Here is a 24,802-nt window from a genome sequence, read left to right as displayed (position 1 = left end):
CGATCAAAGGATAGGAGTGGATGGAGATGAGTAGGTTCAAAAAAATAAGCTTGGATCTTATACTTTGGCTCATTTTATTACTTGCCGCTTTTTTGTATGGTTATGGAGTTTGGAATGACCACTATGTGAATACATACTACACCACTGCGGTGGGAAGTATGCTGCAGAACTTTCATAATTTCTTCTTCGCTTCACTGGATTCCGCGGGTTCAGTAACGGTGGATAAACCACCAGTTACCTTTTGGATTCAGACACTTAGCGCGCTTATTTTCGGGTTACATGGTTGGAGTGTGATTTTGCCACAGGCACTCGGCGGCGTGGGCTCCGTGTTACTTGTATACCTGCTGGTGAAGCCTACCTTTGGCAGAGCGGCAGCACGTATAGCAGCTCTAGTCATGGCGACTACTCCGGTAGCAGCGGCAGTCAGCCGGACGAACAATATTGATGCGCTGCTTGTATTCACCCTTCTGCTCGCGGCATGGTTTCTATTTAAAGGGACGAAGAGCAACAAGATGGGTAGCCTTCTTACCACATTTGCGTTAATCGGTGTTGGGTTTAACGAGAAGATGCTGCAGGCGTACATGGTTCTGCCGGCTTTTTATTTCTTTTATGTCTTAGCTGCCAAAGTGAGCTGGAAGCGGAAGACGGGAGTATTGGCAGCCTCCACAGCAATATTGCTTGTAGTCTCCTTATCCTGGGCAGTGATCGTGGATTCGATTCCCGCCAGCAAACGGCCTTATATCGGCAGCAGTGGGTCCAATTCAGTGCTGAATCTTGCTTTTGGGTACAATGGCGTTGCCCGATTAACGGGGGATCGCGGGGCAGGTGGTGGTGGCGGTGGAATGCCAGGAATGAATGGCGGTGAGATGCCAAACATGAACGGTGAAATGCCAGCTATGAATGGTGAGATGCCGAACATGAACGGCGAGATGCCAGCTATGAATGGGTCAGGCAGTAATAGTGGCACTAATGGTGGACGTGCAGCATTTTCGGGCCGGCAAGGCACAAATTCGACCTCGAATAGCCAGACTGGTGACGATGATGGAGGTGCACCAGGTCAGCCTCCTAGTGGAACAGACAGTCAAGGTCGGCAATTTGGTGGCGACGACGGCGGGCGAGGAAATCGCGGCGGCATGAATGGCGTTGGAAGCGGAGGCGGAATGTTCAATACAGGAACAGCAGGCCCACTGCGCCTGTTCCAATCAGAGCTGTCAGGTCAAGCTAGCTGGATGCTGCCTTTCGTATTGCTAGGCATCATTGGATTATTCGCCAATCTGCGGTTAAAGAACTTTACCCAGGCTCATAAAGAAGCTCTCTTCTGGTTAGCGTGGCTGGTGCCCGTTATGGGATTCTTCAGTATCGCAGGGTTCTTCCATCAATATTATCTGGTGATGATGGCTCCGCCAGTTGCAGCGTTAGTCGGTGCAGGATGGTCAAAGCTGTGGACGCTATTTCGCGAGCACTCTGGTTGGCTGTCTTGGTTATTGCCAGCCGCAACGCTGGTTACAGCAGGTTTCCAGTGGTACATTGTTCATCCTTATAACGATACGATTGGCAGTGGGTGGTCCATTGGGATTTTAGTTGCAGGAATAGTGGTTTCGCTGGTACTGGTAGTTCTTAAAGGCATGAAGAAATCCTTTATTTATACGACAGGTATTGCAGCCGTATTAGTATTGTTAATTGGACCGCTCTACTGGGCAGCTACTCCCATTACTTATGGCTTGAACAGTCAAACCCCTGAGGCAGGCCCGACTAGTAGTGAGGGTAGAGGTGGAATGGGAGGCAGTCCAAGCAATTTTGGACGTAATAGCGCCGCAAGTGCGAATGATAGTCTGTTGTCCTATTTGGAGGAGAACAATAATGGGGAGCCTTATCTTTTTGCTACATTGGATTATGGCACAGCAGCTCCTTATATCGTTGACAAGGGTGCATCGGTTGTTATTTTGAACGGATTTTCTAACTCAGACACCGTGTATACCCCAGATACCCTAAAGGCGTTTGTAGAGAGTGGAAAGGTGAAGTACTTCCTGATCAATAGCGGTGGTATGGGTGGTGGACGCGGGGGAAGCTCCGAGTTGACGACTTGGATCACAGAGAATGGTACAGAAGTTCCAGCAGCCGATTGGGCTGGAAGCGATGGAGGAAAGAGCGGGACATTATACAAAGTTACTGTAAACTAGGCTAATTTTAATCCTATGAGGCGTGTTATGAGATAGATCAGGCACGCTTCATTATTCAAATTTAAGGAGGAGCTGCTCATGAGTACCAACGTGCGCTATTCCATTATTATACCGATGTTTAACGAAGAGGCGGTCATTCAAGAGACGTATCGACGTATCAAAAAAGTAATGGGTTTAACTAATGAAGTGTATGAGCTGATCTTTGTGAATGACGGCAGTACAGATAATTGCGCCCAGATGATTGAGGAATATAGTTACTGGGATGAGAGTGTGAAGCTGATCGACTTGTCTCGTAACTTTGGACATCAGATCGCTATTACTGCCGGAATGGATTATGCCTTAGGGGATGCAGTTGTCATTATTGATGCGGATTTGCAAGATCCGCCGGAACTGATTCTGGACATGATTGCGGAATGGAAGCAGGGGTATGAAGTTGTATATGCCAAAAGGATAAAGCGAAACGGAGAATCCTTATTCAAAAAGTGGACGGCCAGTCTCTTTTATAGAGTACTTCGTTATTCAACCGATATTTCAATACCTGTAGATACGGGGGATTTCCGCCTTATCGATCGTAAAGTCTGTGAGGAGCTCAAACGCCTGCCGGAGAAAAATCGGTTCGTACGCGGGCTTGTCAGCTGGGTCGGTTTTCGGCAAAAAGCCATTGAATATGAACGCGATGAACGTCTGGCTGGAGAAACTAAATATCCGCTGAAACGGATGATCAAGCTCTCTCTGGATGGAATTACTTCCTTCTCTTATAAGCCGCTGAAGCTGGCAGGATACCTTGGCGCACTGCTGTCGGCCTCTGGTTTTCTATATCTGATGTATGTGCTATATCTGGTGATCTTTACGGATTCAGTCGTTAAGGGCTGGGCATCGATGATCGGAATCACACTGACCTTTAATGGCTTTGTGCTCATTATGTTAGGGATTCTGGGTGAGTATGTCGGTCGGATTTATGATGAGACCAAGGGACGTCCGCTCTATATTGTTCAAGAGTTCTATGAAGATAAGAAACAGCAGGATGTTCGTGAACAGCAAGTTCTACATCGCCAATAAATGTAAGATGCGATTGTATGAACAAGAGGAGAAGACCATCGTCGGTGTTCAGCAGGTACCACGGCAGGAGGTTTGCTGGCCCTGGATTTGATCGGCAAACGTTATGATATTGGTGATAAATTCGGCTACATTCAGGCTACGCTGGAGGTCGGATTGATGCGGGAGGAGTTGCGTCCATTACTGGTTCCGTATTTGCAAAAGCTGGCTGCTAGTCTGAAGGAAAGTGAAGAAGTGGGGGCGTTACCTTGGGGTACACGCTAGTGATTGAAGGAGACTGTTCCAAACGATCCTAACATCGTCTTCGGCGGTGGTGGGATGATGTTTGGGGCAGTTTTTTTGCGCGCGAGGCGTTTACAGGGCAGTTGGGGATGAACAAATAAGTGTACTTTACTCTTTCCATCTGTTTTTAGTTGCATAAACTACACTTAAAAAAAGTCATAGAGGGGCTAAAGTATGAAATAACTGCAACAAGTACAGTTATTTTTTGCGATATAAAAAATCCGGAGGACAGATTCCTAAGAATCGTCTCCGGATCTATATTTTCAGTCATTGATTAAGCCTTTAGTACATCATGATCCACGTAACGCGTACCATTTAACTCGCTAATCACATTAATGGCTACCTTCGCGCCATCGCCTGCCGTAATAATGGCATGTACACTTACTCCGGCAACGGTACCTGCAGCCCAAATGCCTTCAATATTTGTTTTGCCTTCTGGATTAACAGCGACAACTGTTTTGATTCTTGGCTCTGTACCATCCATTGTTTCCACGCCTGCTTTGGCGGCTAGATCGGTAAGGGCGCCTGTTGCAAGAATAACATGTTTGGCTTCATAAATGATTCCATCCTCGGTCTCGATGACGAATCCGTTGCCGCTGGAAGTGAGGTTAATAGCTTGTTCTGCTACCAGCTCAGCGCCGAATTTGACGGCTTGCTTATGTCCGGTTTCTACGAGATCAGGACCGCCTACTTCGGAAATTCCATAAAAGTTCTCAAACCATCCTCTACGGGTCATGCCTTTATCATTGTCGATCAGCAGCGTTTTTTTGCCTGCCTTGGCGGCGAACAGGGCTGCGCTTGCACCGGCAGGACCGGCTCCAATTACGGCGATTTCGTACATTTTTTGACCTCCTAAAAGTTTTGTGAAGCAAAACTCGCATCGTAAGCATACGCTTAAGTTTTGCGGAGCGTGGCTCCTTAGAATGGACAACATAGCAAAACTGGCATCGTAAGCATACGCTTAAGTTTTGTGAAGCAAAACTCGCATCGTAGACATAGGCTTAAGTCTATCATCTATTATAACGGTTATTACTCTATCTTGGCTAATCCTTCCTCGCAAGGAAGGGTAACCCTGAACGTTGTTCCCTCACCGAGGGTGCTGCTTACACTTATCTTCCCGTGATGTGCCTCCACGATAGACTTGGTAATAGAAAGGCCGAGTCCAGATCCACCATATTTTCGTGTGCGAGAGGAATCGCTGCGGTAGAAGCGATCGAAGATATGCGGGATATGCTCTGGAGAAATCCCGCAGCCGTTGTCTTGCACTGTTAGAATGGCCTCATTTCCTCTAGCATGTAAAGAGAGATGAATGGTGCCAGATTCTGTATCCGTATGCTGAACTGCATTGTGGAACAGATTCAGAATCACCTGTTTGATTTTATTGGGTTCATATTTACCATAGATGCCATACGAGATATCAAAAGTAGCCTTGCGCTGATCCGCTAACAAGAGCAGATGCGGCTTCATTTCGGAAACGACCTCACCGAGCAGCAGATCCGTCATCCGCAGTTGAGGGGCGCCGTCCATCCGAGCGAGCAGCAGCAAATCCTCCACCAGCTTATTGATCCGTTTCGATTCGCCATGCATGCTTCGCAATGAATTGTATAATTGTTCTTTGTTGTCCGCAGCGCCTCGCAGTAAGACCTCCAGAAAACCGTGGATCGAGGTCAGCGGCGTTCGCAGCTCGTGAGAAGCATCGGCAGCGAAGCGGCGCATCTGTTCCTTGGCTTCCCGTTCATTATGAAAGGATATTTCGAGACGCTCGAGCATACCATTGAATGAATGAGCCAGCTTGTCGATTTCAGTCTGGCCTTGGTTAATTGGAAATCGGATATCCAGATTACCGGCATCAATGATCTCGGCGGACTCTCCCATATTTGAAAGAGGGACCAGCGTCTTTCGAAGGGCAGGCAAGTATAGGAAGAAGCCAGCCAATAAAGCAATCACTGACAAACCTGCGTAGATCATCAATTGCTGTAAGATTACATCCGTAAGAGGTCCGGTATTCACACTCATTTGGAGTAATAATCGGGTATTTCCAGGTCTATAGAGATTCACGAATATAGCCAGATGTTCAGTGCCGTCATCGGCCTCTATAAGCTTGTAATTTCCTGTTGCTCTATCCGTGTTATGAACGAGCAGACTATTGTATTGTTCATTCGTTAATCTAGGCGCGGCTGAATCAGATAAAGTCATTTGCTGTAAGTCCCTGAAGGTGCCGTCTGAGCTATAAATAGCGAGGGTTGTATGGGCATCCAGCAGGAGTGGACGCCTATTCTCACCAGTTCTTTGACCATTTGGAATTTTATTCTCGCCGTTTCTTTCCCCCGGCAAATTGCCGTTATACTCGGTGTTTCCCTCATTCGGAGTTGTGGTGTCCTCGTCATAGGAATTGAAAAAGTTGAAAAACATCTCACGGGGAACAGAACGTATTTGCGCTTCCATAGACTCTGCTCTATTGCTATATATGAAATCCCGCATGAGTATATATTGTAATACTCCGATTAGCAGCAGCAAGCCTGATAGAATGAGCAGCGAAATGGCTAGCAGCTGCTTACGCAGAGAACGTGGTGCAGGCAGCTTACGAAACCATTTAGAGATGCGCGTACTCATAGATCTACCCGGTAGCCTGCTCCCCGCAGGGTACGGATAATTCGGTGCTCCTTATCCCCGAGCTTCTCGCGAAGCGAACGGATATAGACCTCAACAATATTCTCCTCACCACCAAAGTCATAGCCCCACACTTTATCAAGAATCATGGCTTTACTTAGTACAAGGCCGTGATTAATAACGAGATACTGTAATAACTCGTATTCTGTGGGGGAGAGTTCAAGGACTTCTTCCTTGAAGCAAATTTCTTTTCTACGGCTATCAATTCGGAATGGACCGCAGCGTACCTCGCCGAGCAGACCTGGAAACTGATTGCGTAGCCGCGCTTGAATTCGGGCAAGCAATTCGTCGAAGCTGAAGGGCTTGACCATATAATCGTCAGCACCAATAGTGAGACCCTTGACTCGATCGTCCACTTCATCCTTTGCAGTTAGCATAATAACGGCTAGTTCCGTCTCTTCCGAGCGAAGGTAATGACATAACTCGAATCCATCCATGCCAGGCATCATGACATCTAGGATGGCTACATGTGGTTTGAACTCAGCAGCGACCGAGATGGCTGTGATTCCGTCGGGTGCGGTTCTGACTTCAAATCCTTCGTTAAGGAGACCCAGTTCTAGAAATTGTAATATATGAGGCTCATCATCTACGAGCAGTAGTCGAACGCCTTGAGCTGCTTTCATCATAGGTACCTCCAAATCAGTGATAGATAGCTACATTATGACATATTCGGTTGAATGTTTGCTGAAGATGAGTCCCTTTGCTTTACGATTAAAGGAGCCTTTTTTTATTTCGTGATGATTTAAAGGGGGTAATTTAGTTATAAGTAATATTAATGTGTTTAATAACAAATAAGGTTAAAAAATTCGGATTTTCGAAAATGTGATAAAGGGTTTTGACGGCGGATATAGAACACTTTACAATAAGGATAATCTCCTGATTTTGGTGAAAGTTACCCATTTTAGGAAAGAATATTTGACCGTGTTACATTTCCTTCCACGTTTTTCTCATCTTTGTCCATCTTCCTATCAAGGCTCATTTCTTTTTGGAACTTCTGTTCATTCAACCTGTGCTTGCTGAACTTCATATTACCCATAAGTCAAGGGAGGCTTTTCCATGAAGAAAAAGGAAATGGTAGCCATGCTATTGGCTGGAGGCCAAGGCAAAAGATTGAAAGGTTTAACCAAATCGCTTGCCAAGCCCGCTGTTTATTTTGGAGGGACCTATCGGATCATCGACTTTCCTTTAAGTAACTGCTCCAATTCAGGTATTGATACAGTTGGTGTGCTGACTCAATATGAGCCACTCATACTGCATTCTTACATCGGAGTAGGCAGCGATTGGGATTTGAACCGTAAGAACGGTGGGGTATTCGTGTTGCCACCGCATGAACGTGAGAATGGAAGCAGCTGGTACCGGGGAACAGCCGATGCAATTTATCGGAATCTTAAGTTTGTGGATCAGTTTGATCCAGAGCATGTTCTTATTCTGTCCGGTGATCACATTTATAAAATGGATTATTACGCTATGCTTCAATACCACAAGGAAAGAAACGCTGACTGCACAATTTCTGTCATTGACGTTCCGCTGGAGGAAGCAAGCCGATTTGGAATTTTGAATACGGAGGACGATCTAAAAATTTACGAATTTGAGGAAAAGCCCGCTCAGCCAAAAAGCACATTAGCTTCTATGGGTGTGTATATCTTCAAATGGGAGGTTCTCCGCAAGCATTTACTAGAGGATGGGGAGAATGTAGGATCATCCCACGATTTCGGCAAGGATATCATTCCTTTAATGCTGGAGGACGGAAACTCCTTATTTGCGTACCCTTTTGAAGGGTATTGGAGAGATGTAGGCACTATAACCAGTCTATGGGAAGCTAATATGGATTTGCTGAGCGATACTCCGCCACTTAATCTAAATGATCCCAGCTGGCGCATTTTTACGCGTAATCCAAATCAACCCGCCCAATATGTCGCCCCTGGGGCGAAAGTGTCAGGCTGCATTATTAATGAAGGCTGCATTGTGCACGGAGAAGTGAATCATTCGGTTCTCTTTTATGGTGTAGAAGTGGGTGAAGGAAGTGTAATTACGGACTCCGTGATTATGCCTAAGGTCAAGATTGGCAAGAACGTACGCATTCATAAAGCAATTATTAGTGAGAATACGGTAATCGACGATTATATGGAAATAGGCATCGAACGGGAGAACGATAACGAAATTCTGCTGATCGACAATAAAAGCAAAAAACGTAAATCAGCTGTGGCCAAAACCATATAATCAAGCTAAAACGCCTTCGGCGTCTTTCTAGGGACGGTAAGCGTTTATGCGAGATTTATAAGGATAAAGTATATTGTGAAACTTATACTTTCTTATAAATTATAAGAGGACGGTGGATTCCGATGAAGCAACTCATGGGTGTAATTAATCTGGATCATGAACTCGACAAACTAAATGAACTCACTTATTTCCGCTGTGGTGCAGCCGTACCTTTTGCCAGTCGTTATCGGTTGATTGATTTCGTGCTTTCTAATATGATGCGTGCAGACCTGGAGAGCGTAGGCCTGTTCGTCCGCCGTAAATACCGTTCGCTAATGGACCATTTAGGTGACGGCAAATCCTGGGATATGAACCGCAAGCATGGGGGGTTATTCATTTTGCCTCCAGACTGGAACGATCCAACGGATACTTCTCTCGGGGACTTACAGCATTATCATAACAATCTGGATCTTTTTAAACGGGGATCTGCTAAATATATCGTGTTTTCCGGCAGCCAGCATATCAATACGATCGATCTTCAGGATTTGTACAGTTACCATCTGGAGAAGGGTGCCGACGTTACAGTAGTGTATAAAAAGATTGAGGAACTGCAGCCAGAACATGATCTATGCCAGCGTATTGAAGTAGACGAAGAGAGTAAGGTGACTAATATCCATCATGAGAAAGACCATCCTAATTTATATCTGGATATCTTCATTATGGAGAAAAAGCTGTTCTTGGAGCAGGTGGAGCATTGCATTGCGCATGGAGAGAGTTATTTTTTCCGTGATGTAATTCAGAAGAACCGACACAAATTCAATATCGCTGCATACGAATATCATGGCTATCATGCCGTAATTAATTCATTAGAGAGTTATTATAAGAACAGTTTGGAACTGCTCCAGCAGGAGAATTACTTCAGTTTGTTCAAAGAAAGCCCGGTACAGACGAAGATTAAATATGAGGCTCCAACAAGGTACTTGGAGAGTGCTAATGTCAGTAATTCGTTGGTGGCTAATGGCTGCATTATAGCTGGAACGGTAGAGAATAGCGTGATTTTTCGGGGGGTTCAGGTACGTAAGGGAGCGAAGATCATCAACTCAGTAATTATGCAAAAGTGCGTCATCGAAGAGAATGCAGTTATTGAGAATGTAATTATGGATAAAGACGTACATTTGAGTAAGAATCGAATTCTCGTTGGAGATAGCAAACGTCCATTCGTCATCGCCAAGAGGAGCAAGATCTAACGATGGGATTAGATGAACTAAGCAGTATTAACCTATCTGATCTAATGGCACAGTCTGCTGCACTTCTAATAAAAGCATTTGTCAGGAGGACCTACTGTTGTTTAACGATAAAGAATCTTTCAAACAGGTATTCCGTGAGACCCTCATTGGTAAATTAGGTAAACCGCTTGAGGAAGCCTCGAATGCCGATGTCTATAAAATACTGGGCAACATGATTCGTGAGAACGCCGGGAAAAATTGGGCGGAAACGAACCAGAAATATAAGCTCGATAAAGATAAGCAGGTTTACTATTTTTCAATGGAGTTCTTGATCGGTAGGCTTCTGGGGAACAATCTGTTGAATATGGGTGTACTGGAAGTAGTACGTGAAGGTTTAGAGGAACTTGGCTTTTGTTTGGAGGATATAGAGGAGGAAGAATCGGACGCTGGGTTAGGGAATGGAGGTCTCGGTCGTTTGGCCGCCTGCTTCCTGGACTCACTTGCTTCCCTGCAATATGCGGGACATGGCTGTGGTATACGGTATAAATATGGCCTGTTCGAGCAGAAGATCGTTGATGGGTATCAAGTGGAACTTCCTGATTACTGGCTGCAGAATGATAATGTATGGGAAGTGCGCCGCGAAGACAAGCAGGTTGAAGTTAGGTTCTGGGGGACTATTGAGACCCGCGAAGAGAACGGACGACTCGTATTCGATCATACGCAATATGAGGCTGTTCGAGCAGTGCCTTACGATGTCCCTATCATTGGTGCTGATCGCCGGCATGTGAATACACTACGTAACTGGAGTGCAGAATCCATCACCCAGCCCTCTAGAACCTTTGGTTCTTTTGCCGGGACGGACTATCATAAGTTTCTGGAGTATAAGCGTTCTGTAGAATCCATTTCGGAGTTCCTTTACCCAGATGACTCTCAATACGAAGGTAAGCTGCTTCGCCTGAAGCAACAGTATTTCCTCTGTAGCGCGGGGCTGCAAAGTATTCTGCGTACCTATGCCAAGCTTGGGATTCCTATAGAATCCCTGCCAGACAAGGTTGCTCTTCATATTAATGATACACATCCAACGTTGGTGATTCCTGAGTTGATGAGGATTCTGATGGATGTACATGGTTTAGGATGGGATGAGGCATGGAGTATCACGACGCGTATGGTCTCTTATACTAATCACACTATTCTGAGCGAAGCGCTTGAGAAGTGGCCTATTCAAATGGTTAGGGAGCTACTGCCACGTATTTTTCTTATCATTGAAGAGATCAATGCGCGTTTCTGTGGCGAGCTTATGAGTCGTTATCCGGGGGATCAGGATCGAATTGAACAGATGGCAATTATTCATGATGATCAGGTTCGAATGGCTCATCTGGCGATTGTAGCGAGCCATAGTGTCAATGGAGTAGCGGCGCTGCATACAGAAATATTAATGAAGCGCGAGATGCGACTTTTTAATGAAATGTATCCACACCGTTTCAATAATAAGACGAACGGAATTACCCATCGGCGATGGTTACTGCATGCCAATCCAGATCTGGCTAATTTAATCAATCAATCGATAGGGACCCGTTGGGTGAGCCATCCTCAAGAAATGATTGGCTTGATTAAATATTGTGAGGATGCTTCCTTCCAGGAACAAGTAGCCAGTATTAAGCGCCAGAATAAGCTGCGTCTTGCAGAGTACATCTACAGTAAGCATTCAGTACATGTCGATCCTGACTCTATCTTTGATGTACAGGTGAAACGTCTACATGCCTACAAGCGCCAGTTGCTTAATATTTTGCATATTCTGCATTTGTACAATCAAATCAAAGATAATCCTTCGATGGATATGGTTCCACGCACGTTTATATTCGGAGCAAAGGCAGCGCCAAGTTATCATCTGGCGAAGCGGATTATCAAACTGATTAATACAGTTGCGGAGGTAGTCAATAAAGATCCGGATGTTAAAGGGAAGATTCGTATCTTTTTCCTTGAAAATTATTCGGTATCCCTAGCAGAAAAGATCATTCCTGCAGCGGACATCAGTGAGCAGATTTCTACAGCCAGCAAAGAAGCATCCGGTACCGGGAATATGAAGTTTATGATGAACGGTGCATTGACGGTAGGAACGATGGATGGCGCAAATGTAGAAATGCATGAAATGGTGGGAGACAACAATATGTTCCTGTTCGGACTTCGTGCTGAGCAGGTCATGGATTACTACCAGCATGGCGGTTATCATGCGCGTGATATTTACAACGGGGATAGTCGTGTGAAAGAAGTGCTGGATCAGTTAATCAAACCAGGACCTATATGTTGTCACGCTACGGAGTTTGAGAGCATTTTCCACTCTCTTCTGGATAATAACGATGAGTTTTTTGTCCTGAAGGATTTCGCTAGTTACGTTGAGACGCATGTCGAAATTGATCGGGCATATCGCAACCGGCAAGAATGGCTGAAGAAGTCCATTATTAATATTGGTCATTCCGGTAAATTCTCCAGCGATAACACAATTAGTCGCTATGCAGCTGAGATTTGGAACATTAGTCCAGTTCGACTGTAGGATCAACATAAAAAGGCTGTCTTATAAGTAGGTAACCCCTACAAATAAGACAGCCTTTTTCTTATGGGATATAAAACGAAGAAATTTTTAGATAGCTTCCGATACTAAAGCTGCGAACCGCTCCAGAAATCGGCGTTCTTCATCATCAAAGCGATCCTTGAGCGGACTGTCGATATCAAGTACGCCAAGCAAGCGATCATCCTTTATTAAAGGAACAACAATCTCGCTGTTGGAGGCTGCATCACAGGCGATATGACCTGGGAATGCATGCACATCGCCTACTACAAGTGTGCGCCGCTCGGCGGCTGCCGTTCCGCACACCCCGCGAGATAGCGGAATTCGAATGCATGCAGGGAGGCCTTGAAAAGGTCCAAGTACTAGCTCCTTGCCATCAAATAAATAAAAACCGGCCCAATTCGTATCCGGTAGAGCGTGTTTAAGTAGTGCCGAAGCATTAGCCAGATTGGCTGTAGCACTTGGTTCGTCCTTTATCAATGCTTCGAGTTGGATTAGAACGGCTTCAAACTGCTCGCTGCGCGTTCCATCATATGGCATAGCTTGAAACATGAAGCATCACCTTCCTGTACTTTAAATTCAATATGAAACCATAACTGTAACTAACAACATAGTACAGCTATGAGGGGTACGTCAAGACACAACATTGTTTTGTAATAATTTAGGATGGGCTATGATCCTTCTGTAGCACTGAACCCTTGTGATGTTGTTTCCAATGAACTGTCATAGGGTAATGCAAGAGTAAATACCTAAGGCTTTGTTGCCAGAAGGAGTGGAATATGCGCGCTGATGTACAGAACTTGTTCATAGGAATTCACATGCTTTATTGTGCTCATGATAAAGATGTGACGATCTCGGAGATGCTGCTCGGACTGGAAGACATGGGGTATCGTGTAGGAGAACGCGAAGTGAAACAGGAATTGGAAAAGCTGACGCTGGACAACTTTCTGACTGCACATAGTGAAGGGTACAGTATTACTGGCACGGGTATTGAAGAGTTCAAGGATATTCGAGCCAAACTTCAGGTGCTGTGTAGTGAAGTTATTCTGGGAGCAGAATGAAATCATTTAAAGTAAAGTTCCATAAAAGTGTCTGTATCAAGGGAGAATTACCCTTCTGATGCAGGCGCTTTTTACGTGAGAGGATACAATTTGTTCTTTTCAAAGTTAAAGAAATTAGAACCTTTAGCTTAAGGATATACTCTTGAATGATGTATAATTGATAAGTTAAAGGGGGAGCGGAGAATTGTATCTATGCAATGGAGTGACACCTACACTGATCGGTAGAAGATTAAAATTATGTGCTATGACTACTGAGCATGCTTCAGCGTTATTTCAGGTTTGGTCTCATCCGGAAGTTTCTCTCTGGCTGGGTGCACCGGCATTATCCTCTATAGAAGAGACGAAGCAGCTTATCGACCTTCTATCACAGATGGCTCAGGAAGAGGAGAGCTTACGTTGGAGTATTATTGGACCTGGGGAGGAAGTCATAGGTAGCTGTGGATATAACCATTGGCAGCTTCAGGGAGCTTACCGTGGTGAAATAGGCTGTGATCTGTCGCCTGCCTTTTGGGGGCTTGGATATATGAAAGAAGCGCTTGGGCTTGTACTCGATTTTGGTTTCAATATTATGGGCTTGAATCGGATTGAAGCGCTCTGTCATCCTGATAATATCCGTGCGGAGAGGCTGGTTCATACGCTTGGATTTCAGAAGGAAGGCGTATTGCGTCAATACAGGCAGATCGCTTCCGGCTTTCAGGATACTGCTCTCTATGCTCTACTGCGCGAGGAGTGGCAATCTACTTAATACATAAAGAGAGGGTTTGGAACATTGAAGTCAACAGGGGATTTAGAACGTAAACTAATATTAACAGGGGTACTGCTGGCCACGTTTCTGGCGGCTATTGAGGGGACTGTAACAGGACCAGCCGGGCCGGCGATTGTAGGCGACTTTCAGGGAATGCAGTGGCTGAGCTGGATATTTACTTCATATTTGCTTGCAATGGCTATTACTACACCTATTTTCGGCAAAATCAGTGATCTGTTCGGACGCAAGCCTGTATTCATGTGGGGAGCGGGTGTTTTTTTACTAGGCTCATTATTATGCGGCATATCTCAAAGTATGGAACAGCTGATCCTGTTTCGCGCGATACAGGGGATCGGTGCGGGTGCACTTATTCCAATGACCTTTACCATTATCGGTGATATTTACAGCATTGAAGAAAGAGCAAAGACACAAGGGTTGCTAAGCTCTGTATGGGGGATTTCCTCTTTGGTAGGGCCACTGCTTGGTGGCTATGTGGTAGATTACTTAAGCTGGCGCTGGGTATTTGTATTCAATCTGCCATTTGGCGTGTTAGCAATGGTATTTATTGCGCGCTACCTGAAGGAAGAAAAGTTGCGTCGGAAGACACAGATCGATGTGCCAGGCGTTCTTCTGTTTGCAGCAGGCATGGGTGCTCTACTCTTTGGACTCTCCACGGGAGGGCAGAACCTGGCATGGACCTCTCCGTTATTACTCGCAACACTGGGTGCAGCGGTTATCCTGCTAATCCTATTTTTGTTTGTGGAGCGCCGTGCACCAGAGCCTATGCTTCCGCTGAACCTATTCTCGAATCGTAATATCGCAGTATCAACAGGTGCTAACCTGCTTGTAAGCACATTAATTATTGGACTTTCTACGTATATCCCTTTATGGGTTCAGGGCGTTTCTGGAAAAAGCGCTGCGATCTCAGGCTTGCTGCTTGCGCCAATGTCTGTAGGCTGGATGTTTGGGTCAATCGCAGGCGGACGGATGATTCTGCGAGCGGGTTCTCGCCGAACGGCAATGCTTGGATTAATGATGATTGCTGCCGGAGCTATTGGTCTGGTTTTCTTGACTGGAGAGTCTTCACAGATAATCCTCTTATGCTTGATGCTGGTCTGTGGGGTAGGCTTCGGATACTCCTCTACGGTCTTCACGATTATCGCTCAGTCGTCGGTTGCGTATGATCAACGCGGTGCGTCCACAGCACTTAATGCATTTACAAGGTCCCTAGGTCAGACCATTGGGGTGGCTATTTTCGGTTCCTGGCTGAACTTGAATATTGATCAGCTGTTGCGAAAACAACCGGATTCAAACGTTACAGGTGATGATATTAATAAGCTGCTAGGCTCGCATACAGGCACCAACCTCTCCGGCGAAGTATCAAACAGTTTACGTGGTGCACTAGAAGGGGGACTTCATTCACTATTTATTGTGATGGCAGTTTTCGCAGTCTTGTCACTAGTTATATCTTGGGGTTTGCGAAAGGGTGTACCTTCGGTAGAGGATGCTACGTCGTCTTTGAAAAAGGCATAACTCATTCTCTAAATCACATAAAGAAGCCCGACCGGGTATTTACCGGTCGGGCTTCTTCGTGCAATAACAGCTTGTCTAACACATATGAAGTAAAAAGCAGCCTAGCCTCTAGCTCTACTTACGGGGAAGAGGGGAAAGCTTCTCAGCTTGCAGACCCATCTTCTTGAGCAGAGTGATCATTTGTTCCTTCTCTTCATCATTCAGTCCGCTGAAAGCAAGATGAAGACGCTCTGAGTATTTCGGATACATCTCATTCATGAGACGTTCGCCTTCCGCGGTCAACTCTGCGAAAATCACACGACGATCACTTGGACAAGGCTTGCGTTGCAAATAGCCGCGTTCTTCGAGCTTGTCGATAACGTAAGTCACGTTGCCGCTCTGTAGCAGTAGTTTGGCACCAATTTGTTGAATGGGCTGTGGTCCCTTATAGTACAATACTTCCATGACGGCAAAGGCAGTAGGGTTAAAACCTTCAATTTTGCTGCCGGTAACAGCATGCTCATTAATACTCTTGAATGATTTGGCAAATACCCGGTACAAATGTAGTGTTAATTGTGTATCACGTTCATAAGATTGTATCATGCTTCTCCACCCTCTATCGTTAATCATGTGAACTCGTCGCACGTCTGTAATCATATTAATTAGTGCACGGTTTACCTGTGCAACGAACTTTGAGATAACAATAGAATACGTGAAAGATCGAATGAAGAACATGTGATTTGTCACAATGAGCAACTTTTAATTATTAAAAATCAAACAATTTTTTGAAGATGCTGAAATTGAATGTTTTTTTACTTCAGTCTCTGAAAGGATATCAATTTCATCCCCCGGTTCAGTGTTATTTACGCCTCCAGACGGATGAATGACAATCCCCAATATTTTACTATTATTTCATTGAGAAATAGTAACGGGGAGTGAAGGAAGGATGGAGGAACATCATATTGATGATTTAAAAGAAAGTAAGCTAACCGCAAATAAACCATTCATGCTGCTTATTGCGGCACAGCTTGTATCGAATGTAGGAGACTGGTTGCATATACTAGCGCTACTGACAATGGTAGGGTTTAAATGGAATGCCACACCGTGGGAAATTACGGCTATATCTTTATGTATGGCAGTGCCTTTGCTCTTAGGAGGACCGTTTGCAGGTTACTTAAGTGATCGGTTTAACCGCAAGGCACTAATGATTGGTTCGGATATAGCCCGTGCAGCGGTTGTTATTTGCTTGGTATTTGCAGGCTCGCTGTGGCAGGTTTATGTGCTGCTGCTGGCTAAGGGATGTATGGATGTGTTGTTCTCTCCGGCCAAAAGCGGAAAGATTAAGGAACTTGTTCCTGCGGCTCAGATGGATAAAGCAATGGCGCTTAGCTCATCTATAGAGCAGATAACTAAAATTGTGGGTCCAGCGCTTGGTGGATTGCTAGTTGCAGCCTTCGGCATTTCTGTTTGTTATATGATCGATTCTGCTACGTTCGTTTTATCGGCGATTATTTTGCTTGGATTACCGCGTACAGCTGCGATTAAGAAGAAAGATACGGAAACAAGCAGGGGGGATACGGAGGTGCGTAAATCCTTCCGCCAAGAAATGTCGGCAGGTCTTCATGTGATTGCAGGAATGCCTGTAGTGCTGTGTGGCATTGTTATGCTGGTACTGGTGCTGCTAATGCTTCAGATCGGAGACTCTCAGATTGTAACGTTATTCCGGGAGATTCCAGGTGTGAACGGAGATCTGCTGGGGTGGTGTGTAGCAGCCAGTGGCTTTGGAACCTTGCTATCTGCGCTGCTTGTAAGCCGATTAGGCAGTGGTAAGCATCCGCTTATTTTTATGGGATTAGGGGCTGTAATCATGGGCGTTGTCTTCTCGAGTGCAGGGGTCGTAACTGCTCATGGTCAAGCTGGAATCTGGATGAACATTGCTTTGTTTGGGTCCTTCATGTTTGCTGGTGTGGGTGCAGGACTAGCGTTTATCCCCTTCAATTCAATGCTCCAGCAGCGGACACCTGCGGAATACACGGGTCGTGTATTTGGAACCATAGGCAGCCTGACAAGCGCAGCTGTTATTCTAGGACCTGTAGCCGGTGGAGCCTTAGTGACAGCATCGGGGCCGGTATCTGCCTTTATTCTATCTGGTTTGCTTACAGGATTGCTAGGACTAGGGCTGTTAATGCTGCGTAGTAAAATCGAGCGCAGGGATGAAGCTGCGATCAAGAAGCAGGAAGGAATAGCTGCTACGAATAACATGGACCTTGTAGGACAGACCTCCCTTTGATGGGAGGTTTCTTTTATTCGCTATTACGCAGGGCTTAAGTTATTATTGTGAAAAAAGCAGCTTGATTATTTTCAGGAAAAATATATAGTACGATTAGATAAGTTGCGATTGCCTCTGTTGATCATTTGAATATCATTCATATACGCAATAGGGAATGCAATTTATAATAGTATTTATTAGAAGTACTAGGAGATGGAGAGTATGGAAAAAGAAGAAACTACAGTGGATACCGAGAGCTATGACGACATTGTGCTCGATGTTGAGATCGATGAAGCTGGCTATGAAGCGGGAGATCCTTGCATATTCGATATTTCTTTTCAAGTGAAGCGAGGTCAACTGCTCGGACTGATAGGACCTAATGGTGCTGGAAAAAGTACAACCATTAAGACCCTGCTTGGTTTGTTGAAGAATACCAAGGCTAAAGTGTCTTTTAGTGGAGTTAATAAATCTTACGCTTATGTTCCGGAGCAACCTGTGTTTTATGAGGATTTGACATTGTGGGAGCACTTGGATTTAGCGGCCGCTGCCTATGGACTGAAGTACGAACAGTTCGAAGAAACTGCAGAAAGACTGTTGAAGCAGTTTGGTATGGGCCATGTGCGCAATGATCTTCCAGCTGGATTCTCTAAGGGCATGAAACAAAAAATGATGCTAATGCTTGGCTTCTTGGTACAGCCGGATGTTTATATTGTGGACGAGCCATTTATTGGTTTAGACCCCCGCGCCACTAAAGATTTCCTGCGGTTGCTAGAAGCGGAGCGGAAGCGCGGAGCTGGTGTATTAATGTCTACGCATGTACTGGATACAGCAGAGAAGATATGCGATGATTTCGTATTGATCTCCGGGGGAAAGGTTGCCGCCTCAGGAACACTCGAAGATATACGTGATTATGCTGGACTGCCGGAGGCGTCGTTGTTTGATTGCTTCGACGAATTAACATGAGTAAGCAGGGACAGCGGGCGTTTGCTTTTTCTAACGCTAAACAACTATTCAGACGGCGGCTATTCTCTCATTGGCGTGAGCAATCCGCTATTATCCGTACGGCGGCTGATTGGACCGTTCTTTTATATATTCTTATTCCCGGGGGATTATTGGGAGGGCGTTTGTATTATGGGTTCTGGAATGAGGCGCTACCGGCTTGGAGTGTGAACTTGCCGTTTATGCTCATTCCTTCATTATTAGTGCTTTTGATCTGCAACGGGGGCTTGGTACTGTTATTGCAGGAAGGCGATCTATTATTTCTTAGACAACGGCAACGATGGATGAATACGATCCTATTTCGCGGGTTGCTCTACAGCCTGATTGTAACCTCGCTGAAGTTCTGTGTAGCTTTTGCACTGTTACTGCCTTTTCTGATTCGGGGATTTGAGATGACGTCATCGGAGGTATGGGCGCTGTTCGCTCTGACCTTGGCGTGCAGTTGGTGTGTTAAGTTACTTGGACATCTTGTAAAAGTACAGAAGCAAGGTTGGCGTCGCTGGTTATGGCTATTTCTGGCGATCTCCGTCCCGAACGCTATTTATTTCAGAGTAGCTAGCCTTTGGAATGATCGCCCGCTCATCATATTGCTGAGTGCAATTGTATTCACAGTCGTTGCAATATTTGCTTTCCGGTGGCGCTTATTGATGCGTGGGACATTTATGAACGATGTGCGCGAGGACTACAAGCAGCGAATGAAGATAGCGGCCATACTGCTCCGCCATGTTCTGGATAAACCTCGCCCGACTCGCCATAAGCCATGGATTTTCCGGAAGTCGCAGCCTTTGCTTAAATCAAAGACTGCCGAGAGCCGTTTCTCTGCGGCAGCGATTAAGGCACTCATACGGAATCCGGCCCATTTAAAGCTTTACTTGGCTTTCACTGCCGTGTCCGCGGTAGCGATCCTTATCATTCCATCGGGATTTAAATGGCTAGGATTTGTAGTATTAACATCGCTTATGACTTTTTGGCTGTTTTCGTTCTGGTCTTTGTTTGTTGGAGATGATTACATTGGGATACTTCCATTTACGAAAGAACAAAAGGCTGAAGCGGGTATGCATGCGGTCCCTATTTTATTACTTCCCTTTACAATGATTACCTCCGCACTAATCTGTCTCTCTTTATATGGATGGTGGGGGATCATCTTGTTCGTACCGGTTGGATACATGGTTGGACTCTTTATCAGCAGAATATTTGGTACGTTCCGATTGGGCAAAGATTGATAGATAGATAAAAAAAACAGCGTGACTTGAGAAATCTCTCAAGTCACGCTGTTTTTAGTTGCAACGCATTAACTAAGGTGAAGGTCAGCGGCATGTTTGCCTGCTGTATATCCAGTAGAGAACGCTGCTGTTATATTGTAGCCACCAGTATAGCCATGGATATCGAGTACCTCTCCACAGAAGAATAACCCTTGCATAAGCTTAGATTCCATTCTTTTGGGGTCGATCTCTTTCAGATTTACACCGCCACCCGTAACAAAGGCTTCGGACAGCGAGCGGGTACCATGAACATTAACTGGCATCCTTTTCAAGATACCTGCTAGCGCAAGCAATCCATTCTTGGATACATGATGACCCGTAATATCTCCATCCAGGTCAGCTTTAGCTAACAAGAGGGGAATGAGACGTTCTGGCAGCAGCCCCTTTAGCGAATTGCGGATCGCTTTCTTTGGCTCCTGGTCCAGCTTGTCCTGCAGCGATGATTCCACTTCTTGCAAGTTCAGATCAGGGAAGAGATCGATGGACATCTCAACCGTGTCATTCCCTGATTTACGCTGGACCTGTCTCAGAAATTGGCTGCAGCGCAGGGCAATTGGCCCGGATAATCCAAAATGGGTGAAGATCATATCTCCACGATGAGAAATGACCTTCTTTCCTTTTGGATTCCATACAGTAAGTGCCACATCGCGTAGCGACAATCCTTGCAGCTCACCGGATTTAATCCACTCTTCCCGTGAAATAATCGGTACCTCTGTCGGAAATAGCTCAGTAATGGTGTGGCCTGCGGCTTCAGCCCATGGGTACCCATCTCCAGTAGAGCCGGTCTGAGGAACTGACTTTCCTCCGGTGGCGATGATTACGGCAGCACTGGAAATCGTTTTGCCCGAGCCTAGCTGAACGCCTTTAACAGCCCCTTCTCCATATATTACACGTGAAACAGGACTGTCCGTCATAATCTGCACACCTAGATCCCGTACTTTGTTGATTAAGGCGGAGACGACGCTTGCGGCCTTATCGGAGACGGGAAACATCCGTCCGTTGTCTTCTTCCTTTAATGCAATGCCTAAGCCTTCAAAAAAGGCAATGATATCTTGATTATTAAAATGGTCGAAGGCGCTATACAAAAACCGCCCGTTTCCCGGGATATGGGAGATTAACTCATCTCTCTCCTTGACGTTCGTTACATTGCAGCGTCCGCCACCAGATATCCCGAGCTTTCGTCCTAGCTTAGCTCCCTTGTCGATCAGTAGTACGGATGCCCCGTGTTCTGCTGCGGCCACGCTTGCCATTAATCCCGAAGGGCCGCCACCTATGACGATCACATCGAAGTTGCTCATGAAATTTTACTCCTTTACATGTTAAGACACGGGTATTACTTCGTGTTTTCCTAACGGAATCATACCATTCTGACTGTCATGTAACCAGTCTTGTCTGCTCACTTGGTTATAATCGTTGTCAGGAGAGTAATCCTGTGCTTTAATCTAGTCATGTAGGGGAATTTGTCCATTTTGGGGTGTGATTGTAATTATTGGCGCAATTAAGGATATATTATTGCAAATATCGGCAGCATGCTCCTTTCTTTTTCTGATTCAGTGGTGGGTGGACCGAGGGCTTGTGGCTCGAAAAAAAGGTAGTTTCCCGGATAATCAAACTTTTTTGGTTTTGGCGTGTGCGTTAAGTCTTATGCTATGCTCTCTTCTTTCGACGACTTTATTCGGTATTGCTTATTTGAATTTAGGTATGATTCCTGCTTATATCGGTATTTTATATGGAACTGTACGTTCAGGCATTCTACTGTCCATCTTTTTGCTTGTCTGTAATATATTCATTGCAGAGCCAGCAGGAATAAGTAATATGATATTAAATTCAGGAATATTATTATATCCGTTGCTGTTTGGGCTGGCTAAGCCTTTTAAGAAAGGCACAGTGGTAGAGAAGATAGGTATGTTATGGATGGTTCTTTGTCCGAATATGTTGTTCATTGCACTTGTGCCTATTATAGGTGGAAAAAATATATATGAGGCTCATTCTGGCGAGTCACTTTTGATTACTTTGTATCTATTTTTCAGCATCGCACTAGGCGGTATTTTTGTTTATTTTGTTGAAATGGTCTGGAGTAGTTGGCGGGCTAAGATACATATGGAAAGCATAAGTGATAATTTCCAGTGGGAGTCTGAGAAGCTGCAGCAGATTACAAATGTAGTACCTCTGAGTATTATGTCCCTGAATGATCACGGAGTTGTGACCGACCTCAATGATTGTATGTTGGGAATGGCACGAATTCATTATCCCAATTTGAAAAGGGAAGATATTATTGGCAAGCCGGTTAGGGAATTTTTTAATGGTTCAACGGATGTTGATGCGTATACGAGGGTACGGGATAACATTCAGCATAAACGGCGTTCCCATGAGCGAATGATTCATGGAACGCGGATCTATCAAATTTATTCAGCACCACTAATGCATAAGAACTCAGGATTAACGAGTGGAGTGGTACTCATTGCACAGGATATTACGGATGAAGTGAAACTGCGCTCAGAGCTGGATCATGTGGAACGTTTGAGCTTAGTAGGGCAGATGGCAGCCGGAATTACCCATGAGATTCGTAATCCTATGGCGGTAGTTCGCGGATTTTTACAGCTAATGAGAGAAAAGAGCTCGGATGACTTGGATTCTTATTATCAGATCGTATTAGAGGAGCTGGATCGGGCGAATAGCATTATTAATGATTTCCTATCGCTGGCGCAAAGCCGGATATCTGATAAGGAGAAAGTGCTATTACACCGAGTTATAGAAGAAGTCAGTCCGCTGCTGTGGGCGGATGCTAATCTTCGTGGTCAAAGTGTTGAGCTAAAGCTGAACGCATCCATCCATGAATTGGAGTTAAACGTTCGGGAAATCAAGCAGCTTATCCTTAATTTAGGCCGAAACGGCATGGAGGCTATGGGATCCAAGGGGATTCTGACACTGGAAACACATAGTACTCAGGATCAAGTGGAGCTGATTGTAAGGGATAGAGGAATCGGTATGTCGGACAGTCAACGAGAGAAGTTGTTTTCGCCTTTTTTCACAACAAAAAGGGAGGGAACGGGTCTAGGGTTATCCTTGTGTCTCAGTATTGTGGAACGGCATAATGGTAAAATAACTGTAGATTCTGTAGAAGGAGAGGGTACAGTATTTACCATCTCATTCCCTTTAGTAAAGGAAGAATATAGCGAAGCCATGCTTGCGGATTGAATCAGGTTACTTTAGCATCTCTTGCTTTCACAGAGTATGAATGTATAATAAAGTTAGTAAGTACTGCTGTAATGTTATCTGACAAAACAGTAATCAGTGAAGGAGAGTGCAGAGAAATGTCCATGTCTTTTAATCAATATATGAGAGATTCAATTCAGCCTATGCGTGATGACCTTACAAGCATTGGGTTTCAGGAGCTTATGACTCCAGAAGAGGTGGAAGCCACTCTTCCTACCGCAAAAGGTACGGCGCTTGTAGTCGTGAATTCGGTCTGTGGTTGTGCCGCTGGACAATGCCGTCCTGGTGTAGCTCAGGCATTGCAAAATGAGATCGCTCCGGATCACTTGTTCACAGTGTTTGCAGGTCAAGAGAAAGAAGCTACTGCTAAAGCGCGTGAATATTTTGCTCCTTATCCGCCATCTTCCCCTTCCATCGCATTGATGAAGGATGGAGAGCTCGTTCATTTTATTGAACGCCATAGTGTTGAGAATCGTTCGGCTGCTGAAATTGCTGCTGAATTGAAAGAAGTTTTTGATCGTTTTTGCAAGTAAAAAAGTTATTCCATATAATCTCGCATTAGTCGGTAATTCGGCTGTTGCGGGATTTTTCAAAATATAAGAGCGATAATGGGATAGAATATACTTAGAAGCATAGAGCTTCACTTGGTATGGATATTTTGATGGATATGGAACCATTTCTGATGGAACGGGGTGTGGTTTGTGAGTTTACAGGAAGAAATTATTGCTGATCTTGGTGTGAAGCCAACGATTGATGTAGAAGCAGAGGTACGCAAACGGGTTGATTTCTTAAAGTCGTACGTGCTGAAGGCAGGTGCCAAAGGATTATTGATCGCTATTAGCGGCGGGGTGGACAGCGCGGTAGCTGCGGGTCTATGTAAGCAGGCTACGGACGAGCTGTCGGCTCAAGAAGGCACAGAGTATATTACGCTTGGCGTATACCAGCCATATGGTGTTCAAGAGGATATCCAGCACAGTTATGATGTCGCTAAAGCCTTTAATCTGACCCATACCGTGGAGACAAACATTGAGGAAGCTGTGAATGAGATTGCGCTTGAAGTTGAGCATAGTCTGAAGTCCTTGGGCCAACATCGTCATATGACCCATCAAGGCAAGGGGAATGTTAAAGCGAGAACACGTATGGTTATGCAATATGCGCTCTCTTTTGAGAACAATCTGATTGTAGTAGGAACGGATCATGCTTCAGAAGCCATTACGGGTTTCTACACCAAGTGGGGGGATGGCGCTGTAGATATTACACCTCTATCCACACTTAACAAACGTCAGGTTCGTCAATTAGCGGCTCATATTGGTGTGCCTGCGGATATTGTTACTAAAGCACCTACGGCAGGCTTATGGCCGGGGCAGACGGATGAAACCGAGCTGGGCATTACTTATGACGATAATAGCGATTATTTGGAAGGCAAGCAGGTTAACCCTGAGGTAGCGGAGAAACTCGAGAATTATTACCGGAGAACGGCGCATAAGCGCAATGTCATTCCTGGAATTTAGAATAGGTAGAAGTAGAAACCGCCACAGGTCTGCGTTGTAGCAGCTCTC

Annotated in this window: 21 protein-coding genes; 15 read left to right on the top strand and 6 right to left on the bottom strand. The window is 45.2% G+C overall.

The window, feature by feature from the left end; all coding sequences use genetic code 11:
- Positions 1-26 precede the first annotated feature (26 nt).
- From ACWNM1_RS04900 to ACWNM1_RS04890, 3 genes are all read left to right on the top strand, one after another.
- Positions 27-2,180, top strand: coding sequence for a glycosyltransferase family 39 protein (locus ACWNM1_RS04900; protein WP_449600131.1), 2,154 nt, complete (start codon positions 27-29; stop codon positions 2,178-2,180).
- Positions 2,181-2,258: 78 nt separating this feature from the next.
- Positions 2,259-3,239: a glycosyltransferase family 2 protein gene (locus ACWNM1_RS04895; protein WP_449600130.1), complete on the top strand. Its 981-nt coding sequence runs from the start codon at positions 2,259-2,261 to the stop codon at positions 3,237-3,239.
- Positions 3,240-3,311: 72 nt separating this feature from the next.
- The gene (locus tag ACWNM1_RS04890; protein WP_449600129.1) at positions 3,312-3,500 is read left to right on the top strand and encodes a hypothetical protein; all 189 of its coding nucleotides are present in this window, start codon (positions 3,312-3,314) and stop codon (positions 3,498-3,500) included.
- 292 nt (positions 3,501-3,792) lie between these two features.
- Here the strand turns inward: ACWNM1_RS04890 and ACWNM1_RS04885 are convergent, their stop codons facing one another.
- The 3 genes from ACWNM1_RS04885 to ACWNM1_RS04875 all read right to left on the bottom strand — a co-directional run bounded on the left by ACWNM1_RS04885 (position 3,793) and on the right by ACWNM1_RS04875 (position 6,811).
- Positions 3,793-4,359: an FAD-dependent oxidoreductase gene (locus ACWNM1_RS04885; protein ID WP_449600128.1), complete on the bottom strand. Its 567-nt coding sequence runs from the start codon at positions 4,357-4,359 to the stop codon at positions 3,793-3,795.
- 188 nt (positions 4,360-4,547) lie between these two features.
- Positions 4,548-6,131, bottom strand: a complete 1,584-nt coding sequence (locus ACWNM1_RS04880; protein WP_449600127.1) for a sensor histidine kinase — start codon at positions 6,129-6,131, stop codon at positions 4,548-4,550.
- Positions 6,128-6,811 (bottom strand): response regulator transcription factor, encoded by a 684-nt coding sequence (locus tag ACWNM1_RS04875; RefSeq protein WP_449600175.1) that lies wholly within the window; start codon positions 6,809-6,811, stop codon positions 6,128-6,130. The genes ACWNM1_RS04880 and ACWNM1_RS04875 overlap by 4 nt, the downstream gene beginning before the upstream one ends.
- 433 nt (positions 6,812-7,244) lie before the next feature.
- Here ACWNM1_RS04875 and ACWNM1_RS04870 point away from each other — a divergent pair, with 433 nt between their 5' ends.
- The 3 genes from ACWNM1_RS04870 (at position 7,245) to ACWNM1_RS04860 (ending at position 12,164) form a co-directional block, all read left to right on the top strand.
- Positions 7,245-8,408, top strand: a complete 1,164-nt coding sequence (locus ACWNM1_RS04870; RefSeq protein ID WP_449600126.1) for a glucose-1-phosphate adenylyltransferase — start codon at positions 7,245-7,247, stop codon at positions 8,406-8,408.
- A gap of 122 nt (positions 8,409-8,530) precedes the next feature.
- On the top strand, positions 8,531-9,634 hold the full coding sequence (gene glgD, locus ACWNM1_RS04865; protein WP_449600125.1) for a glucose-1-phosphate adenylyltransferase subunit GlgD: 1,104 nt from the start codon (positions 8,531-8,533) through the stop codon (positions 9,632-9,634).
- A gap of 97 nt (positions 9,635-9,731) precedes the next feature.
- Complete coding sequence (locus tag ACWNM1_RS04860) at positions 9,732-12,164, top strand: glycogen/starch/alpha-glucan phosphorylase (RefSeq protein WP_449600124.1); 2,433 nt, start codon at positions 9,732-9,734, stop codon at positions 12,162-12,164.
- An 87-nt stretch (positions 12,165-12,251) separates the two neighbouring features.
- Here the strand turns inward: ACWNM1_RS04860 and ACWNM1_RS04855 are convergent, their stop codons facing one another.
- Complete coding sequence (locus ACWNM1_RS04855) at positions 12,252-12,731, bottom strand: GAF domain-containing protein (protein ID WP_042184630.1); 480 nt, start codon at positions 12,729-12,731, stop codon at positions 12,252-12,254.
- 227 nt (positions 12,732-12,958) lie between these two features.
- Here ACWNM1_RS04855 and ACWNM1_RS04850 point away from each other — a divergent pair, with 227 nt between their 5' ends.
- The 3 genes from ACWNM1_RS04850 to ACWNM1_RS04840 all read left to right on the top strand — a co-directional run bounded on the left by ACWNM1_RS04850 (position 12,959) and on the right by ACWNM1_RS04840 (position 15,518).
- Positions 12,959-13,240 (top strand): hypothetical protein, encoded by a 282-nt coding sequence (locus ACWNM1_RS04850; protein WP_449600123.1) that lies wholly within the window; start codon positions 12,959-12,961, stop codon positions 13,238-13,240.
- A gap of 184 nt (positions 13,241-13,424) precedes the next feature.
- A complete protein-coding gene (locus tag ACWNM1_RS04845; RefSeq protein ID WP_449600122.1) occupies positions 13,425-13,985 on the top strand; it encodes a GNAT family N-acetyltransferase in 561 nt (186 codons plus the stop codon).
- 24 nt (positions 13,986-14,009) lie between these two features.
- Positions 14,010-15,518, top strand: coding sequence for an MDR family MFS transporter (locus ACWNM1_RS04840; protein WP_449600121.1), 1,509 nt, complete (start codon positions 14,010-14,012; stop codon positions 15,516-15,518).
- A 114-nt stretch (positions 15,519-15,632) separates the two neighbouring features.
- Here the strand turns inward: ACWNM1_RS04840 and ACWNM1_RS04835 are convergent, their stop codons facing one another.
- The gene (locus tag ACWNM1_RS04835) at positions 15,633-16,100 is read right to left on the bottom strand and encodes a MarR family winged helix-turn-helix transcriptional regulator (protein ID WP_042123913.1); all 468 of its coding nucleotides are present in this window, start codon (positions 16,098-16,100) and stop codon (positions 15,633-15,635) included.
- Positions 16,101-16,443: 343 nt separating this feature from the next.
- Between ACWNM1_RS04835 and ACWNM1_RS04830 the strand changes: the two genes are divergently transcribed.
- From ACWNM1_RS04830 to ACWNM1_RS04820, 3 genes are all read left to right on the top strand, one after another.
- Complete coding sequence (locus ACWNM1_RS04830) at positions 16,444-17,787, top strand: MFS transporter (RefSeq protein WP_449600120.1); 1,344 nt, start codon at positions 16,444-16,446, stop codon at positions 17,785-17,787.
- 201 nt (positions 17,788-17,988) lie between these two features.
- On the top strand, positions 17,989-18,729 hold the full coding sequence (locus ACWNM1_RS04825) for an ABC transporter ATP-binding protein (RefSeq protein WP_042184638.1): 741 nt from the start codon (positions 17,989-17,991) through the stop codon (positions 18,727-18,729).
- The gene (locus ACWNM1_RS04820) at positions 18,726-19,988 is read left to right on the top strand and encodes an ABC transporter permease (protein WP_339268577.1); all 1,263 of its coding nucleotides are present in this window, start codon (positions 18,726-18,728) and stop codon (positions 19,986-19,988) included. The genes ACWNM1_RS04825 and ACWNM1_RS04820 overlap by 4 nt, the downstream gene beginning before the upstream one ends.
- A 68-nt stretch (positions 19,989-20,056) precedes the next feature.
- Here the strand turns inward: ACWNM1_RS04820 and ACWNM1_RS04815 are convergent, their stop codons facing one another.
- Positions 20,057-21,325, bottom strand: coding sequence for an NAD(P)/FAD-dependent oxidoreductase (locus tag ACWNM1_RS04815; RefSeq protein ID WP_449600119.1), 1,269 nt, complete (start codon positions 21,323-21,325; stop codon positions 20,057-20,059).
- 277 nt (positions 21,326-21,602) lie between these two features.
- Between ACWNM1_RS04815 and ACWNM1_RS04810 the strand changes: the two genes are divergently transcribed.
- From ACWNM1_RS04810 to nadE, 3 genes are all read left to right on the top strand, one after another.
- Positions 21,603-23,225, top strand: a complete 1,623-nt coding sequence (locus tag ACWNM1_RS04810; RefSeq protein WP_449600118.1) for a two-component system sensor histidine kinase NtrB — start codon at positions 21,603-21,605, stop codon at positions 23,223-23,225.
- A 116-nt stretch (positions 23,226-23,341) separates the two neighbouring features.
- On the top strand, positions 23,342-23,776 hold the full coding sequence (locus tag ACWNM1_RS04805) for a BrxA/BrxB family bacilliredoxin (RefSeq protein WP_042184644.1): 435 nt from the start codon (positions 23,342-23,344) through the stop codon (positions 23,774-23,776).
- A gap of 168 nt (positions 23,777-23,944) precedes the next feature.
- Positions 23,945-24,754: an ammonia-dependent NAD(+) synthetase gene (nadE, locus tag ACWNM1_RS04800; RefSeq protein ID WP_042184646.1), complete on the top strand. Its 810-nt coding sequence runs from the start codon at positions 23,945-23,947 to the stop codon at positions 24,752-24,754.
- Positions 24,755-24,802: the final 48 nt, after the last annotated feature.

The organism is Paenibacillus sp. Marseille-Q9583 (assembly GCF_976954365.1).
The sequence above is the reverse complement of the archived record's forward strand: the minus strand, read 5'-3'. Positions and strand labels throughout refer to the sequence as shown.